At 69.8% G+C, this 13,390-nt stretch carries 13 protein-coding genes; 5 read left to right on the top strand and 8 right to left on the bottom strand.

Annotated elements, in window-relative coordinates:
- The first annotated feature begins 10 nt into the window (after window positions 1–10).
- Together Csp2054_RS06865 and guaA are read left to right on the top strand one after the other, a co-directional pair.
- The gene (locus tag Csp2054_RS06865) at window positions 11–457 is read left to right on the top strand and encodes a DUF3817 domain-containing protein (protein WP_096898570.1); all 447 of its coding nucleotides are present in this window, start codon (window positions 11–13) and stop codon (window positions 455–457) included.
- A complete protein-coding gene (gene guaA, locus Csp2054_RS06860) occupies window positions 454–2,034 on the top strand; it encodes a glutamine-hydrolyzing GMP synthase (protein ID WP_096898569.1) in 1,581 nt (526 codons plus the stop codon). The genes Csp2054_RS06865 and guaA overlap by 4 nt, the downstream gene beginning before the upstream one ends.
- A gap of 277 nt (window positions 2,035–2,311) precedes the next feature.
- On the opposite strand, the gene Csp2054_RS06855 is transcribed toward guaA, so the two are convergent.
- Window positions 2,312–3,178, bottom strand: a complete 867-nt coding sequence (locus Csp2054_RS06855) for a Bax inhibitor-1/YccA family protein (protein ID WP_096898568.1) — start codon at window positions 3,176–3,178, stop codon at window positions 2,312–2,314.
- 261 nt (window positions 3,179–3,439) lie between these two features.
- Here Csp2054_RS06855 and Csp2054_RS06850 point away from each other — a divergent pair, with 261 nt between their 5' ends.
- From Csp2054_RS06850 to Csp2054_RS06840, 3 genes are all read left to right on the top strand, one after another.
- Window positions 3,440–4,459 carry a glycerophosphodiester phosphodiesterase family protein gene (locus Csp2054_RS06850; RefSeq protein WP_096898567.1) on the top strand — a complete coding sequence of 340 codons (1,020 nt, stop codon included), beginning with the start codon at window positions 3,440–3,442 and terminating at the stop codon, window positions 4,457–4,459.
- A 12-nt stretch (window positions 4,460–4,471) separates the two neighbouring features.
- Window positions 4,472–5,803, top strand: coding sequence for a right-handed parallel beta-helix repeat-containing protein (locus Csp2054_RS06845; protein ID WP_096898566.1), 1,332 nt, complete (start codon window positions 4,472–4,474; stop codon window positions 5,801–5,803).
- Window positions 5,804–5,939: 136 nt separating this feature from the next.
- Entirely contained in the window at window positions 5,940–8,393 is a 2,454-nt protein-coding gene (locus Csp2054_RS06840; protein ID WP_096898565.1) for an ATP-dependent helicase, read from the top strand.
- 34 nt (window positions 8,394–8,427) lie between these two features.
- Here the strand turns inward: Csp2054_RS06840 and Csp2054_RS06835 are convergent, their stop codons facing one another.
- From Csp2054_RS06835 to Csp2054_RS06800, 7 genes are all read right to left on the bottom strand, one after another.
- Window positions 8,428–9,063, bottom strand: a complete 636-nt coding sequence (locus tag Csp2054_RS06835; RefSeq protein WP_096898564.1) for a pyridoxal 5'-phosphate synthase — start codon at window positions 9,061–9,063, stop codon at window positions 8,428–8,430.
- Between the two features lie 139 nt (window positions 9,064–9,202).
- Window positions 9,203–10,225, bottom strand: coding sequence for a hypothetical protein (locus Csp2054_RS06830; protein WP_141399166.1), 1,023 nt, complete (start codon window positions 10,223–10,225; stop codon window positions 9,203–9,205).
- Between the two features lie 53 nt (window positions 10,226–10,278).
- Entirely contained in the window at window positions 10,279–10,962 is a 684-nt protein-coding gene (locus Csp2054_RS06820; protein WP_096898561.1) for a hypothetical protein, read from the bottom strand.
- A complete protein-coding gene (locus tag Csp2054_RS06815) occupies window positions 10,959–11,822 on the bottom strand; it encodes a hypothetical protein (RefSeq protein ID WP_096898560.1) in 864 nt (287 codons plus the stop codon). The genes Csp2054_RS06820 and Csp2054_RS06815 overlap by 4 nt, the downstream gene beginning before the upstream one ends.
- On the bottom strand, window positions 11,819–12,193 hold the full coding sequence (locus Csp2054_RS06810; protein ID WP_141399165.1) for a hypothetical protein: 375 nt from the start codon (window positions 12,191–12,193) through the stop codon (window positions 11,819–11,821). Before Csp2054_RS06810 ends, Csp2054_RS06815 begins: the two co-directional genes overlap by 4 nt.
- Window positions 12,190–12,816, bottom strand: a complete 627-nt coding sequence (locus Csp2054_RS06805) for a hypothetical protein (RefSeq protein WP_096898558.1) — start codon at window positions 12,814–12,816, stop codon at window positions 12,190–12,192. The genes Csp2054_RS06810 and Csp2054_RS06805 overlap by 4 nt, the downstream gene beginning before the upstream one ends.
- Entirely contained in the window at window positions 12,809–13,381 is a 573-nt protein-coding gene (locus tag Csp2054_RS06800) for a hypothetical protein (RefSeq protein ID WP_141399164.1), read from the bottom strand. Before Csp2054_RS06800 ends, Csp2054_RS06805 begins: the two co-directional genes overlap by 8 nt.
- Between the last annotated feature and the right edge of the window lie 9 nt (window positions 13,382–13,390).

The following is a 13,390-nucleotide window of genomic DNA, read 5'->3' as shown; positions in this document are numbered from 1 at the left end:
GATGGCGGATATGGCCCTGACCGTCCGAACCCGCGACGTCCCGAAGATCCCGGGTGCGGTGAAGTGGTACCGCGTCTCCGCGTACATCACCGGTGTGCTGCTCCTCGCCCTCGTGGTCGAGATGATCCTGAAGTACACCCCGTTGCACCTCGAGATGCAGCTCGGTGGCGGCCAGTTCTTCGTGCCCGAGGGCACGGCGGGCAAGGCCCCCGGCACGTTCAACCTGTCGATCGGCATCCTCATCGCCCACGGTTGGCTGTACGTCCTCTACCTCTTCACGGACTTCCGTCTGTGGAGCATCATGCGCTGGAAGCCGATCCGCTTCCTGCTGATCGCCCTCGGTGGCGTCATCCCGTTCATGTCCTTCGTGGTCGAGCACCGCATGCAGAAGATCGCCATGGACACCTACCACGAGCTGACCGCTGCCCAGCAGCGTGAGAAGGAGGCCGCTCGGTGAGCGAGACCGAACAGCGTCCCGTCCTCGTCGTCGACTTCGGAGCCCAGTACGCGCAGCTCATCGCTCGCCGCGTGCGCGAGGCCAACGTCTACAGCGAGATCGTCCCCCACTCCATCACCGCGGACGAGGTGCAGGCGAAGAACCCGGCGGCCATCGTGCTGTCCGGCGGCCCGTCCTCCGTGTACGAGGCCGGTGCCCCGTCCCTCGACGGCGCGATCCTCGACCTCGGCGTCCCGGTGCTCGGCATCTGCTACGGCTTCCAGGCGATGGCGACGGCCCTCGGCGGAGAGGTCGCGCAGACCGGCCAGCGTGAGTACGGCGCGACCGACGTCACCGTGACGGGTACCGACAGCGTGCTCCTCGGCGACCAGCCGGGGTCGCAGGTGACCTGGATGTCGCACGGCGACTCCGTGGCCAAGGCGCCGGAGGGCTTCGACGTCCTCGCTTCGAGCGCCTCGACCCCCGTCGCCGCGTTCGCGTCCGACGAGCGCAAGCTCTACGGCGTGCAGTGGCACCCCGAGGTCAAGCACTCCGTGTTCGGCCAGGCCGTCCTCGAGAACTTCCTGCACCGTGCCGCAGGCCTCCCCGGCGACTGGAACTCCGCGAACGTCATCGAGGAGCAGGTCGCGCGGATCAAGGAGCAGGTCGGCTCCGCGCGGGTCATCGCGGGGCTCTCCGGCGGCGTCGACTCCGCCGTCGCCGCGGCCCTCGTGCACAAGGCCGTCGGCGACCAGCTCACGTGCGTCTTCGTCGACCACGGGCTCCTCCGCGCCGACGAGCGCAAGCAGGTGGAGGAGGACTACGTCGCCTCCACCGGCGTCCGGCTCGTCACGGTCGACGCCGAGCAGCAGTTCCTCGACGCCCTCGCCGGCGTCAGCGACCCGGAGCAGAAGCGCAAGATCATCGGGCGCGAGTTCATCCGCACGTTCGAGGCGGCGGCCGAAGCCCTCGTGCTCGAGGCCAAGGCTTCCGACTCCGAGGGCCAGGTCAAGTTCCTCGTGCAGGGCACGCTCTACCCCGACGTCGTCGAGTCCGGGGGCGGTTCGGGCACGGCGAACATCAAGTCGCACCACAACGTCGGTGGGCTGCCGGAGGACATGACCTTCGAGCTCGTCGAGCCGCTCCGCACCCTGTTCAAGGACGAGGTCCGCGCCGTCGGCCGCGAGCTCGGTCTGCCCGAGGTCATCGTCGGACGCCAGCCGTTCCCCGGCCCGGGGCTCGGCATCCGCATCGTGGGTTCGGTCGACAAGCAGCGGCTGGAGCTGCTCCGTGCGGCCGACAAGATCGCGCGCGAGGAACTCACCGCCGCCGGCCTCGACGAGGAGATCTGGCAGTGCCCGGTCGTCCTGCTCGCCGACGTCCGCTCGGTGGGCGTCCAGGGCGACGGCCGCACCTACGGTCACCCGATCGTGCTGCGTCCGGTCTCGTCGGAGGACGCCATGACGGCCGACTGGACGCGCCTGCCGTACGACACCCTCGCGAAGATCTCGAACCGCATCACCAACGAGGTCCCGGACGTGAACCGCGTCGTGCTCGACGTCACGTCGAAGCCGCCGGGGACGATCGAGTGGGAGTAGCCACTCCCCGCCACGAGGGCCCGGCACGCGCGCTGCGTGCCGGGCCCTCGTGCGTGCGGGGAGCGCGGCGCGTGCGGGGTGTCGTGCGTGCGGGGCGCCGTCGGATCGCGTGTTGGTCGCAGAACGTGTCGCCCGAGCCGGTCGGTGACGACAGGTTCTGCGACCAACCGGTTCTGCGCGCGGCACGTCGTGCGACCAACACGGGCGGGTGCTCCCAGCACGACGAAGGGCCCCGGTGTGGTCGCCGGGGCCCTCGGTGTCGTGTCGTGCGTGCGGGTTAGTTGCGGGAGCTGCTCGCGATGATGGCGAGGATGCGCAGGATCTCGAGGTACAGCCACACGAGTGTGACGATGAGGCCGAACGCCGCCGTCCACGCGTAGATCCGCGGAGCGCCGCGCTGGACGCCCGTCTTGATCTGGTCGAAGTCGAGGACGAGCGAGTACGCCGCCATCAGGACCACGAAGATGCCGATCACGACGCCGAGCGGGATGCCGAACACCGTGACGCCGAGCAGACCGAACGCGGTGTTCGTGACACCGGTCCACATGAGCACGAGGTTCACGAGCGAGAACGCCATGTAGCCGACGATCGCGACGAGGAAGAACCGGGTGGCCTTGGGCGTCGCCCGGACCTTGCCGGAGGTGAAGAGCAGCAGCGTGACCGCGAACACCCCGAGCGTGCCGAACACCGCCTGGGTGACGATGCCGTCGAACGCGCTGTTGTAGTAGCCCGAGATCCCACCGACGAACAGCCCCTCGAAGAAGGCGTACAGCAGGACGAGCGCCGGCGACGGCTTCTTCTTGAAGGTGTTCACCATCGCGAGGACGACGCCGACGAGCGCCCCGACGATCCACACGACCGGCGGGAGGTTCCAACCCGCGACCGCACCCACCAGGAGCACACCGAAGGCGAGGAGCGTCTTGACGATCGTGTCCTCGTACGACATGCGGTCCGTGTCGACCGTGCTGGCCGACGGACGGTCGTACATGTACTGCAGCTGCTCGGGCGTCATGCCCGGGGCGTACTGCCCCTGCTGCGGCGTCTGTCCCCAGCCAGCCTGCTGCTGACCGGCGCCCGTGCCCCAGGCGTTCCGGCCCGCGTCGTTGAAGGCGGGGGACTGGTCGAAACCGGGCTTGAAGGCCATGGTGTCCTCTCTCGGATGTTTGAGTCCTCTCAGCCTACGGAGCATCGAGCCCCGGAGGCTGGGGATTCGCAGCGAGCGGAACGGTCGTCCCGCGGTCGCTCGTGCTGATCGTCGCACCGCGCGCTCGGAGTTCGCCGTGCCGGGCCTGAGCGCCCGTCGGGCGCGGGCTGCGAGGCGGACGCGAGCCGAGCCTCCCGGCCCGTTCAGGTGTCGCCCCATCCGCGACGGCTGCCGTTCGCGGCAGCGCGCTAGGGTGCGCCCATGACCCTCGTGATCGCCCACCGCGGCGCCTCCGGACACCGCCCGGAGCACTCGCGGAGTGCGTACGCGCTCGCGATCGACCAGGGGTGCGACGCGATCGAGCCGGATCTCGTGCCGACCCGGGACGGCGTGCTGGTCCTGCGGCACGAGAACGAGATCTCCGGCACGACCGACGTCGCCGACCACGCCGAGTTCGCGGACCGTCGGACGACGAAGACCGTCGACGGACACACCCTGACGGGGTGGTTCACCGAGGACTTCACGTGGGCGGAGCTGCAGACGCTCCGGACGCGCGAACGACTGCCGGAGCTCCGCCCCGCGTCGGCGGCCCACGACGGCACGGACCCGGTCCTCCGGCTGGAGGACCTGCTCGCCATCCTCGACGACGCTCCGCGGCCGGTCGGACTGGTGGCGGAGGTCAAGCACGCGACGTTCTTCGAGCGGGCCGGGTTCCCGATGGGCGAGCTGCTCGACGGGGCGCTCGCCGCCGCCGGGTGGCGGCAGGACGAGCGGCTCACGGTCGAGTCGTTCGAGAAGGGCGTGCTCCGCGACCTCCGCGCGCGTCGGACGGGTGGTCGGCTCGTGTACCTCCAGGAGGCGCGGGGCAGCGCCGCGGACGAGGTCGCCGTCCACGGGTCGGCGGCTCCGTCGTACGCGTCGGAGCGGTCGGACGAGGCGCTCGCTGCGCTCGCCGGCGAGTTCCACGGCATCAGCGTGCCGCTGCGGACCCTGATGGCCGGGGTCGACACCCGCGCGGTGGACGACCGCGGGCCGGTGCGCAGCTCGATCGTCGACCGGGCGCACGCCGCCGGGCTGGCGGTGTTCACGTGGACGCTGCGGCCGGAGAACCGGTTCCTGCCGGCGCCACTCCGACGCGGTGGGGACCTCGCCGCGGACGGGGACTGGGAGCGGTGGTTCACGTCGATCGTCCGGACGGGCGTCGACGGTGTGTTCGCGGACCACCCGGACCTGGCGATCGCGGCCCGATCCGCCGCTTCGGAACCGACATCTGGAACATGACATGATGGCTCGGTGCGAAGACGTCCATTCCTGATCGGGTCCATCGGTGCGGGCCTCGCCCTGGCTGTCGGGGTGCCGCCCGCCGACCGCGCGCGGGCAACGGTGGCCGAGCGCTGGGACGGAGAGGTCATCGATTCCGTGCGGGGACCGATCGTCGTCGACCGCCCGGGCACCGTCACCTTCGGCCCGGGCGGTTGCATCGTCGTCGGTGCCGGCCAGACCGGGATCACCGTGCGGTCGTCCGGCGTCACCCTCCTCGATCCGCGTGTGGAGGGACCGGGGAGCACGTTCACCGGGCAGGACGCCTCCCGGTCGAGCGGCATCGCGGTCAGCGCCGGGGCGACCGGGACGCTCGACGACGTGCAGGTGCTCGGGGGGTCCGTGCGGGGTTTCCCGTACGCCGGCGTGCTCGTGAGCGGAGTCCGCGGCCTGGTGTTGGAGCGCATCGGCATCTCTGACATCGCCTACTCGGGAGTGCGGCTGCTGTCCGTCGTCGGCGGGACCGTCCGTGGCTGCGTCGTCTCGGGGTTGCACCAGCAGGACTACCCCAACTCGTACGGGATCGCGGCGACGCGGGACACGAACCAGAGCCTCGAGGACGCGCCGCGCTGCTCGGACATCGTCATCGTCGGCAACGAGGTCCGCGACGTTCCGCGATGGGAGGGGATCGACACCCACGGCGGGGTCCGCGTGACGATCCGGGACAACACCGTGGTGGACTGCGCGACCGGGATCGCACTCGTGCCCCTGAAGGGCCTGGCCGGGACGGCGCCCGACGCGGCACCGCTCGACGCACTGGTCTCCGGCAACACCGTGACGTGGACGGGGAAGTACTCCGACACGGGCACGAGGTGGGGCGCGATCAAGGTGCAAGGAGCCGGCAGCACGGTCGGGTCCTCCGCTGAGCGGGCGACGGGAGCGGTGCGCGGCAACACCATCAGCGGCTACGGCGACGGGACCTCGATGTCGGCCAGCGTCTTCGCGTCGCTCACCTCGGGGCTCGTCATCGCGGACAACCGCATCACGTCCGGACTGACCAGGGGCATCATGCTCTCGCACTCGAACACCGCCTCCGAGGTCGTCGGCAACACCGTCGAGGACCTCGGCTGGGTGGACAAGCCCGCCTACCGGAGCGCCGTCGACGTCCGCGACGCTGCGAACGACGTGACGATCAGCGACAACCGTGCGTTCGGGTCGGTCGTCGCCACGGCCGCGCATCCGCGGTACGGCGTCTACGCTCCGGGGACCGGGAGCACGATCCGGATCGGGCGGAACGACTGGGGTGTCAGCGACCTGCCGCTCGTGCCCGTCGCCCAGCGGAACGTCGTGGTGGCGGCGGGGTGACGGCACGGGGAACGGGGGTGAGCCACTCCGTGGGGTCGTGGTGGGCGGCACTGCACCGGCTGTCGGGGGTCCGGCTGTCGGGGGTCCGGCTGCCGAGGGTCCGGCTGTCGGGGGTGCGGCCTAGACTGAACCGGACATGACGATCGTGCTGGAACCGTTCGACTCGTCGCCCGAGCAGGGTGGCGGGGCCGCTGCCTACGAAGACCCGTTCACCGCGGGTCTGAACCCCCAGCAGAAGGAAGCCGTCGAGTACCGCGGCGAGTCCCTGCTCATCGTGGCGGGTGCGGGATCGGGCAAGACGAGCGTGCTGACACGTCGCATCGCGCTGCTGCTCGCCAACCGCGAGGCATGGCCGTCCCAGATCCTCGCGATCACCTTCACGAACAAGGCCGCGGCCGAGATGCGCGAGCGCGTCCGAGCCCTCGTCGGGGGCGAGTCGGAGGGCATGTGGATCTCGACGTTCCACTCCGCCTGTGTCCGGATCCTGCGGCGTGAAGCCGAGCGGTTCGGGTTCTCGCAGTCGTTCACGATCTACGACTCGGCCGACTCCCGTGCGCTGCTCAAGCGGATCATCAAGGAGTACGAGGCCGACCAGCTCGGTCTGACGGTCGGTGCTGCGGCCTCGAAGATCTCGAAGCTCAAGAACGAGCTGCAGGACGTCGACACCTACGTCCGGAACATCAACGCGAACGACCCACAGGAGGTCATGTTCGCCCAGGTGTTCCGCCGCTACACCGACGAGCTCCGCCGTGCGAACGCTTTCGACTTCGACGACCTCATCGGCCAGACGGTCTTCCTGTTCCGGGCGTTCCCGGACGTCGCGGCGCTGTACCAGCGGCGGTTCCGGTTCATCCTCGTCGACGAGTACCAGGACACCAATCACGCCCAGTACGCCCTCATCCGTGAGCTCACGCGTCCGGTCCCGGTCGAGCAGGTCGACGCGCTCGAGGACGCCGGGCAGCACGTCGCGCGCATGCGGGAGGCCGACGGATCGATCGCGCCCGCGTCCCTGACCGTGGTCGGCGACTCGGACCAGTCGATCTACGCCTTCCGTGGGGCCGACATCCGCAACATCGTCGAGTTCGAGCGGGACTTCCCGAACTCGAAGGTCATCCTGCTCGAGCAGAACTACCGTTCGACGCAGAACATCCTCGACGCCGCGAACGCCGTCATCGCGAACAACTTCGACCGGCAGGCGAAGAACCTGTTCACCGATGTCGGTGCCGGGGACAAGATCGTCGGCTTCACCGGGTACACCGGCCACGACGAGGCGCAGTTCGTCGCGGACGAGGTCCAGCGGCTGCACGAGGACGGCATGGACTACCGCGACATGGCGGTGTTCTACCGGACGAACTCACAGACCCGCGCGCTGGAGGAGATCTTCATCCGGGCCGCGATCCCGTACCGGGTGCTGGGCGGCACGAAGTTCTACGAGCGCGCAGAGATCAAGGACGCGATGGCGTACCTGATCACCATCGCCAACCCGGCCGACCCGATGGCGCTCCGCCGCATCCTCAACGTCCCGAAGCGCGGCATCGGCGCCGTCACCGAGACGACCCTGCAGCGGTACGCCGACGAGCACGAGACCACCATGCGCGAGGCCCTGCGACATGCGGACGAGCTCGGCTTCGGTCCGAAGGTCCGGAACGCGATCACCGCGTTCGCGGCACTCCTCGACGAGGTCTCCGCCAAGGCGCAGGACCAGCCGGTCGTCGACACGTTGACGCAGCTCCTCGACGGATCCGGGCTGCTCGAGAACCTCCGGAAGTCGCCGGATGCGCAGGACGCCGCGCGGGCGGACAACATCGACGAGCTCGTCGCGGTGACGCGCGAGTTCCAGAAGAACAACCCGGACGGCACCCTGTCCGACTTCCTGACCGAGGTGTCGCTGGTCGCGGCTGCGGACGAGCTCGACGACTCCTCCGGCACGGTGTCGCTCATGACGCTGCACACGGCGAAGGGTCTGGAGTACGACGCGGTGTTCCTCACGGGTGTCGAGGAGGACCTGCTCCCGCACCGGATGTCCGCGAACGAACCCGGTGGTCCCGCGGAGGAACGCCGGCTGTTCTACGTCGGCATCACCCGCGCCAAGAAGTCGCTCTTCCTGTCTCTCGCGATGACCCGGGCGCAGTTCGGCGACGTCAACGTGGCGATGCCCTCGCGGTTCCTCCAGGAGATCCCCGAAGGCCTCATCGAGTGGAAGCAGTCGCCCGGCATGGCGAACAGCCGTGGCGGCACCGAGCCCCGCGCGCTGAACGCCCGTCGTGGCGGCGGCGCTGGTGGGTTCGGCGGCGGGGGCGGTGGCGGCTACCGCGGCGGAGGCGGCTGGGGCGGCGGCTCCTACGACCGTGCGGCAGCGGCGCAGAAGACCCGCCCGAAGACGGAGTGGGCGAACCGGGTGTCCGGCCAGGTCCGCGACAACGGCGACATGGAGCTCGTGGCTGGTGACCGGATCAAGCACGTCGACTTCGGCGAGGGCACGGTGTCGGCGGTCACGGGCCAGGGGGCGAAGCGTATCGCCGAGATCGCGTTCGACGCCGCAGGACGCAAGAAGCTCCTGATCAAGATCGCGCCGATCGAGAAGCTGTAGCGGCGCGGGCGCGTGCCGGCGGGCGGGAATCGGGCTACGGCTGCAGTCGCGCCGTGTCCCACCCGTCCTCCGTGCGCACGTACTGCAGCCGCCGGTGCATCCGGTCCCGGCTGCCGTGCCAGAACTCCACGACCTCCGGCTCAAGCCGCCAGGCCACCCAGCCTTCAGGCCGGGGCACGTCGTCGTCCGTGTCGGACAGCAGCGTGTTCGCGTCGTCGATCAGGTCCTGCAGGGTCCGCGGTTCGAGGACGTCCGACTGGTCGGCGATCGCGGTCGCGGCGCGGGACTTCGGCGAGCGGTCGGCGAACAGGGCGTCGGACTCCGCGTCGGAGAGCTGCACGGCGCGCCCCTCGAACCGGAGCTGCTGCATCGTCTCGCGCCAGTAGACCTGGAGCGCCGCGTGGGGGTTCTCGGCGAGCTGCCGTCCCTTGGGGCTGAGCGTCGAGGTGCCGAACACCAGGCCGCGGTCATCGAGTCGCTTGACGTCGACCGTCCGCGCGCTCACGCGGCCGTCGGCTCCCGCGGTCGCGAGGGTCATCGACATCGGCTCGGACACCTCACGTGACGCAGCGTCGTCGAGCCACTTGCGGGCGAGGTCGATCGGCGATGCGGGCGGGGCGTCGAACTCGGGCAGGTGCAGGGACTCGTCACCGGACAGGGAAGCGGACATGACCCCAGCCAACCGCGCGCGGTCCGCCCACGTCCAGGTCGCCGGGGGACGGTCACATCCCGATCGCCCGTAGGGTTCAGACGTGCTGTGCGGTCATCTCGCCGTCGAACCTGATGCCGGGCACGTCACGGCACGAGGGTCAAGCTGTCGGTGGCCGCGGCGGCGGTGGCTCGGGCAGGAGGTGCCGTGCGGCTCGCCTCCAAGCGCGAGGCAACGCATCCGGCCGGTTGACCACGAAGACCTCCGGGTGCGGCCTCGGGCCGAGCGCGGCGACGACACGGATGCACCACGCGTCCGGGTCGGGATCGAGCACGAGGGAGAGGCGCCGCGCGTCGGCACCCGTCGTGAACAGCGTCCAGGCTGAGTCCGGCCCCGACGACCGCACGACGATCTCGGCCCAGATCCCCTGCGCAGCCGAGAGGGGGAGTGCGCGTACGTGCTCCGGCGGGATGCTCAGCACCCCGGGACGACGAGCCGGACGGTGGAGGACCGAGAGCCCGTCGCCGTGGTCGGCTGCCGCGTCGACCTGCACGGCGAAGCGGCCGCTCCGTTCGTCCTCGACGAGCGCCTCGCGGGAGACGGGCTGCGTCGCCGTCCCTCTGGCAGGAGGGCGATCGTCTGCGACCGAGTACGCGAAGACGGACGACCGACCACGGTCGAACGGCACCGTCACAGGCTGGCCGGCGCCATCGACAGCCAGGTGGAGCTCGTTCGGGACCTTGGTCGCCGCCAGAGTTCGTCCTGCCATCTCGTCCTGCAACGCGATCGGCGACTGCACACGGCCGTGATCCGACCGGTCAGCGAGGCTCCGATACCAACGGTTCGCCGCATCGGACTGTTCGGCGAGCGTGACCCCGTGCTTCGCAGGTTCGAGCACATCGACCATCGCGTCCCGGTCGGCAGGTCGTCCGATCTGCACCCGGTAGCCTCGGCGTCCCTGACCCATCTGACGGCTCATCGGGCTGACGACCACATCGGGCTCAGCTCCGGCGACCTGGATCAGGAGATCGGCGGCCTCGAGTCGGGACCGAAGCGCATCGAGAGCCGCAGTGACATCACTCCCCTCGCCCCGGAAGCGAAGCCCCTCGACAGCGCACTCGAGGACGAAACGGCCAACGCGGTCTTCGGTGTCCTCCCCGACCAGCGAGAGGTTCCCGGCCACCGCCTCTTCTCGATGCATGAGGACGACCGGACGGGAGACGATCTCGCCTCGCATCAGCGCTGTGGAACGTTCGCGAGCGGAGCCTGACGGCGAACCCAGGTGGCGTGATCGACCGGCAGCTCGTCGATCCAGGCAGTGAGGACCGGGACCGCAACGTCATGCACCCGAGCAAGTTCGAACACGACGTCGGCGAAGGCGATCGCAGCGTTGCGGTCAGTCGTCGACACGACGACCATCAAGTCCGCGGGCACGATGTCGACGGCATGACTGAACAGCCACACCCGGACCACGCCCGGGGTGCGAGGTGCATGCTCGGCGAGCGCGTCAGAGAACTCCTGGGAAGCGGCCTGTGCCGCACGGAGCGAGACATCAGCGCCTTCAGGGAACGGGCCGCCAGCGGCGATGACCGCTTGCTTCTCGTCCGGCTGCACGACCTGCGGGTAGGGGTGGCCGATGTCGAGCACGAGACCCCAGTCAGCGGGCAGGCCGGCGACCAGACTCGACATCGGCAGGGACAGCGGCGTCGCGGCGACTCCCGCCGGAATCCGGGCGAGGGCCGCAGCGGGATCGGTGAACGCCAGCGCGAGCGGGACACCCTCGGGGCTGAGGACGCCGAGCGGTATGCCCTGCTCGTCGTGCCGGAGTGCGATGACCGAGGCAGCTGCGAACGCGAACCGAGAGCGCACCATCAGCGCCCGCCGTTGTTCCGACGAGATGTTCGTGTTGTTGCTCATCATGAGAAGATCCTTGCCGAGAAGCTGGATGCGGCAGGTGGCCGGGGTGTGAAGACCAGCGCGAAGGTCGGCTGCAGTGGGACGTCGGGGTGCGGGATGTCGCGGATCAGGGCGTAGCCATCGGAGAGCACCTCCGCCTGGACGCCCTGCGGGAACGCGAATCGTGCGAGCAGCTCCGTCCAGTCGTCGGCTCCGCGGATCTCAATGCCCCAAGAAGGCCGGACGACGGCGGACAGCGACCTGTACGCGCCGAGGTCCGGACGGACGTCGAACCCGAGTTCAGCGATCGTGCGGAGGACGGGTGCGAGTCTGCCCCACCCTCGTTCGTACGGACTGGTCGGCGGCACGGTGTAGATCCCACGCTCATCCGGCTGGAGCGGCTCCACGGACTTCTCGATGCGGGAGACCGTGATCGGCACCACACCGGGCTCGTGGCGATCGAGTGCTCCCCTGTCCGGACTCACGGTGGTGCGGAAGCGACGGGCTTCGTACTCGTTCCTCCGACCATCCTCGATGTTCACGTCGGTCCGCCCGTCGAGCGCGAAGGACGCGACGTGGAACGTGTGCGCCAGCGCCAGCGACGCGAGCACGGTCGGCGCAGATCTCGTGTGGACGAGTGCCACATGCGGGACGACGACCTGTCGCCCACGCTCGAACAGCATGCCGTCGAGGTCATCGACGTCGTACCCGTCGGCGGACAGCGCGTTGAGCAGTTGCAGGCTCGCGCCGTACTCCGGCCACATCGGAGCGACGGAGTCGGTGATGACCCATCGCCCGTCCGCGGCGCGGTCAGGCAGGGCGTTCCACGACGGTGAACGGTCGAGCAGTTCGTGGCCCGCCCGGGTGATGCCGCTTCGGGTCACCGTGGTCGGTCCTGGACGTACTGTGTCGCTTCACTGATGTCCCACGGTGCCGTGACGATCCCCGCTGCGACCGATGTGCCACGCGTGCCGAGGTCCCGCAGCGCGTTGGCGTACTGGTGTGTCGTGAGGACGCCTGGCTGCGGGCTCCGCGTGGCGGGATCCATCAGCACCTGGTTCATCCCGTCCGGGACAACGTTCCCGGCGTGGTCGATCAGACCGTGCGCGTCGTCGCCCTGGTCATCGAACGAGAACGACTTGGCAGGCTGGCCCTCGAGTGCGAGGACGACCGATTGGCCGTCCTCGTCAGCCGCCATCCACACGTCGAGCTCAACTGACTGACCCCAGATGGTGAGCGCATCCGCTCCGGTCATGTCCACGGCCCCTCGAGGGCACGTTCGGCGTCGCTGCTCTTCCGCTGCCACCGTTCGAGCTGCTTGTCCCAGAGTCGCGCCCGGCGGTCGCCCTCACGACGATCACGACCGGTCACAGCACCGGCGAACGAGAGCAACTGGTCGAAGTAGTCGCGTTCGCCGTCCGGATACCACGTCACCCCCGGTCCGAGCTGCTCGACCAGGCGCCCCACTCGCGGGTACCGCAGCGACATCGCGTCGTTCGCAGGCCCTCCGGGGACCCGATCGTGCACCAGGACCGCATGCCGATCGAGGAGGTCGAGGTCGAGGGGAACGTCCACGAGGGCGCCGTACGCCTGCCTCTCCGGAGGGGGGTTGCCCGTTCTGGTGTCGATCCGACCGTCGATCCGGCTGTTCAGGATGAAACGGTGTTCCGCACCGACCTGCGCATCGACCGCAGGGTCCAGGACGTCCACGACGAGTGCGAGCGCTGCCGCTCTCGACACCAGCCGCTCGATCGGTGTGCCGACCCAGGAACCCTGTTCGACGCCGTCCAGGGGGATCTCGAGACGGCCGCGCTCGTCGAAACGTCGGGCTGCGATCGGGCCGACTCGGATGAAGCGTGGTGCGCTCGTCTCAGTCATCGGTCGGAAGGAGTGCGCGCCCGGCGTGCCGCCAAGCGAGGGGCAGCGCATCTGGACTGTCGACCACCGTGACCTCGGGGTGCGGGCGCGGTCCGAGCGCGGCCGCGGCCCGAGTACACCAGGCGTCGGGGTCGGGGTCGAGCACGACGCAGAGCGTGCGCGCATCGGCGCCCGTGGTGAGCAGCTTCCACGCTGAGTCGGCTCCGGACTCCCGCGAGGTGATCTCGGCCCAGATGCCGGCCGCCGCCGTGAGCCGAAGGGCCCGTACGTGTTCCGGGGGGATGCTCAACAGGCCGTGGCCACGACGCTTCGGGTCGACGACCGGGAGCCCCTCGACATGGCCGTCCGCGGCGTCGACCTGCACAGCGGCACTCCCTCTCCGTTCGTCGTCGACGAGCGACTGCCGGGAGACCGGCCGGGTGGTGGTTCCGCGGCTGGCAGGGCGGTCGTCGGCCACCGAGTAGGCGAAGACCGACGAACGACCCCGGTCGAACGGCACGGTCAGAGGGCTCCCCGTGGTGTCGACCGCCAGGTGCAGCTCGTCAGGGACGGGCGTCGCCGGCATTGTCCGACG

This window comes from Curtobacterium sp. 'Ferrero' (assembly GCF_002412165.1).
Classification (GTDB): Bacteria; Actinomycetota; Actinomycetes; order Actinomycetales; family Microbacteriaceae; genus Curtobacterium.
Note: the sequence above shows the minus strand (reverse complement) of the source record. Positions and strands in the feature narration are given on the sequence as shown.

Excerpts from the sequence above, each read along its gene's own strand:
- Csp2054_RS06840 (WP_096898565.1), top strand. The coding sequence starts at position 5,940 with ATGACGATCGTGCTGGAACCGTTCGACTCGTCGCCCGAGCAGGGTGGC.
- Csp2054_RS06835 (WP_096898564.1), bottom strand. The coding sequence starts at position 9,063 with ATGTCCGCTTCCCTGTCCGGTGACGAGTCCCTGCACCTGCCCGAGTTC.
- Csp2054_RS06850 (WP_096898567.1), top strand. The coding sequence starts at position 3,440 with ATGACCCTCGTGATCGCCCACCGCGGCGCCTCCGGACACCGCCCGGAG.
- Csp2054_RS06820 (WP_096898561.1), bottom strand. The coding sequence starts at position 10,962 with ATGATGAGCAACAACACGAACATCTCGTCGGAACAACGGCGGGCGCTG.
- Csp2054_RS06800 (WP_141399164.1), bottom strand. The coding sequence starts at position 13,381 with ATGCCGGCGACGCCCGTCCCTGACGAGCTGCACCTGGCGGTCGACACC.
- Csp2054_RS06810 (WP_141399165.1), bottom strand. The coding sequence starts at position 12,193 with ATGACCGGAGCGGATGCGCTCACCATCTGGGGTCAGTCAGTTGAGCTC.
- Csp2054_RS06855 (WP_096898568.1), bottom strand. The coding sequence starts at position 3,178 with ATGGCCTTCAAGCCCGGTTTCGACCAGTCCCCCGCCTTCAACGACGCG.
- Csp2054_RS06865 (WP_096898570.1), top strand. The coding sequence starts at position 11 with ATGGCCCTGACCGTCCGAACCCGCGACGTCCCGAAGATCCCGGGTGCG.
- Csp2054_RS06805 (WP_096898558.1), bottom strand. The coding sequence starts at position 12,816 with ATGACTGAGACGAGCGCACCACGCTTCATCCGAGTCGGCCCGATCGCA.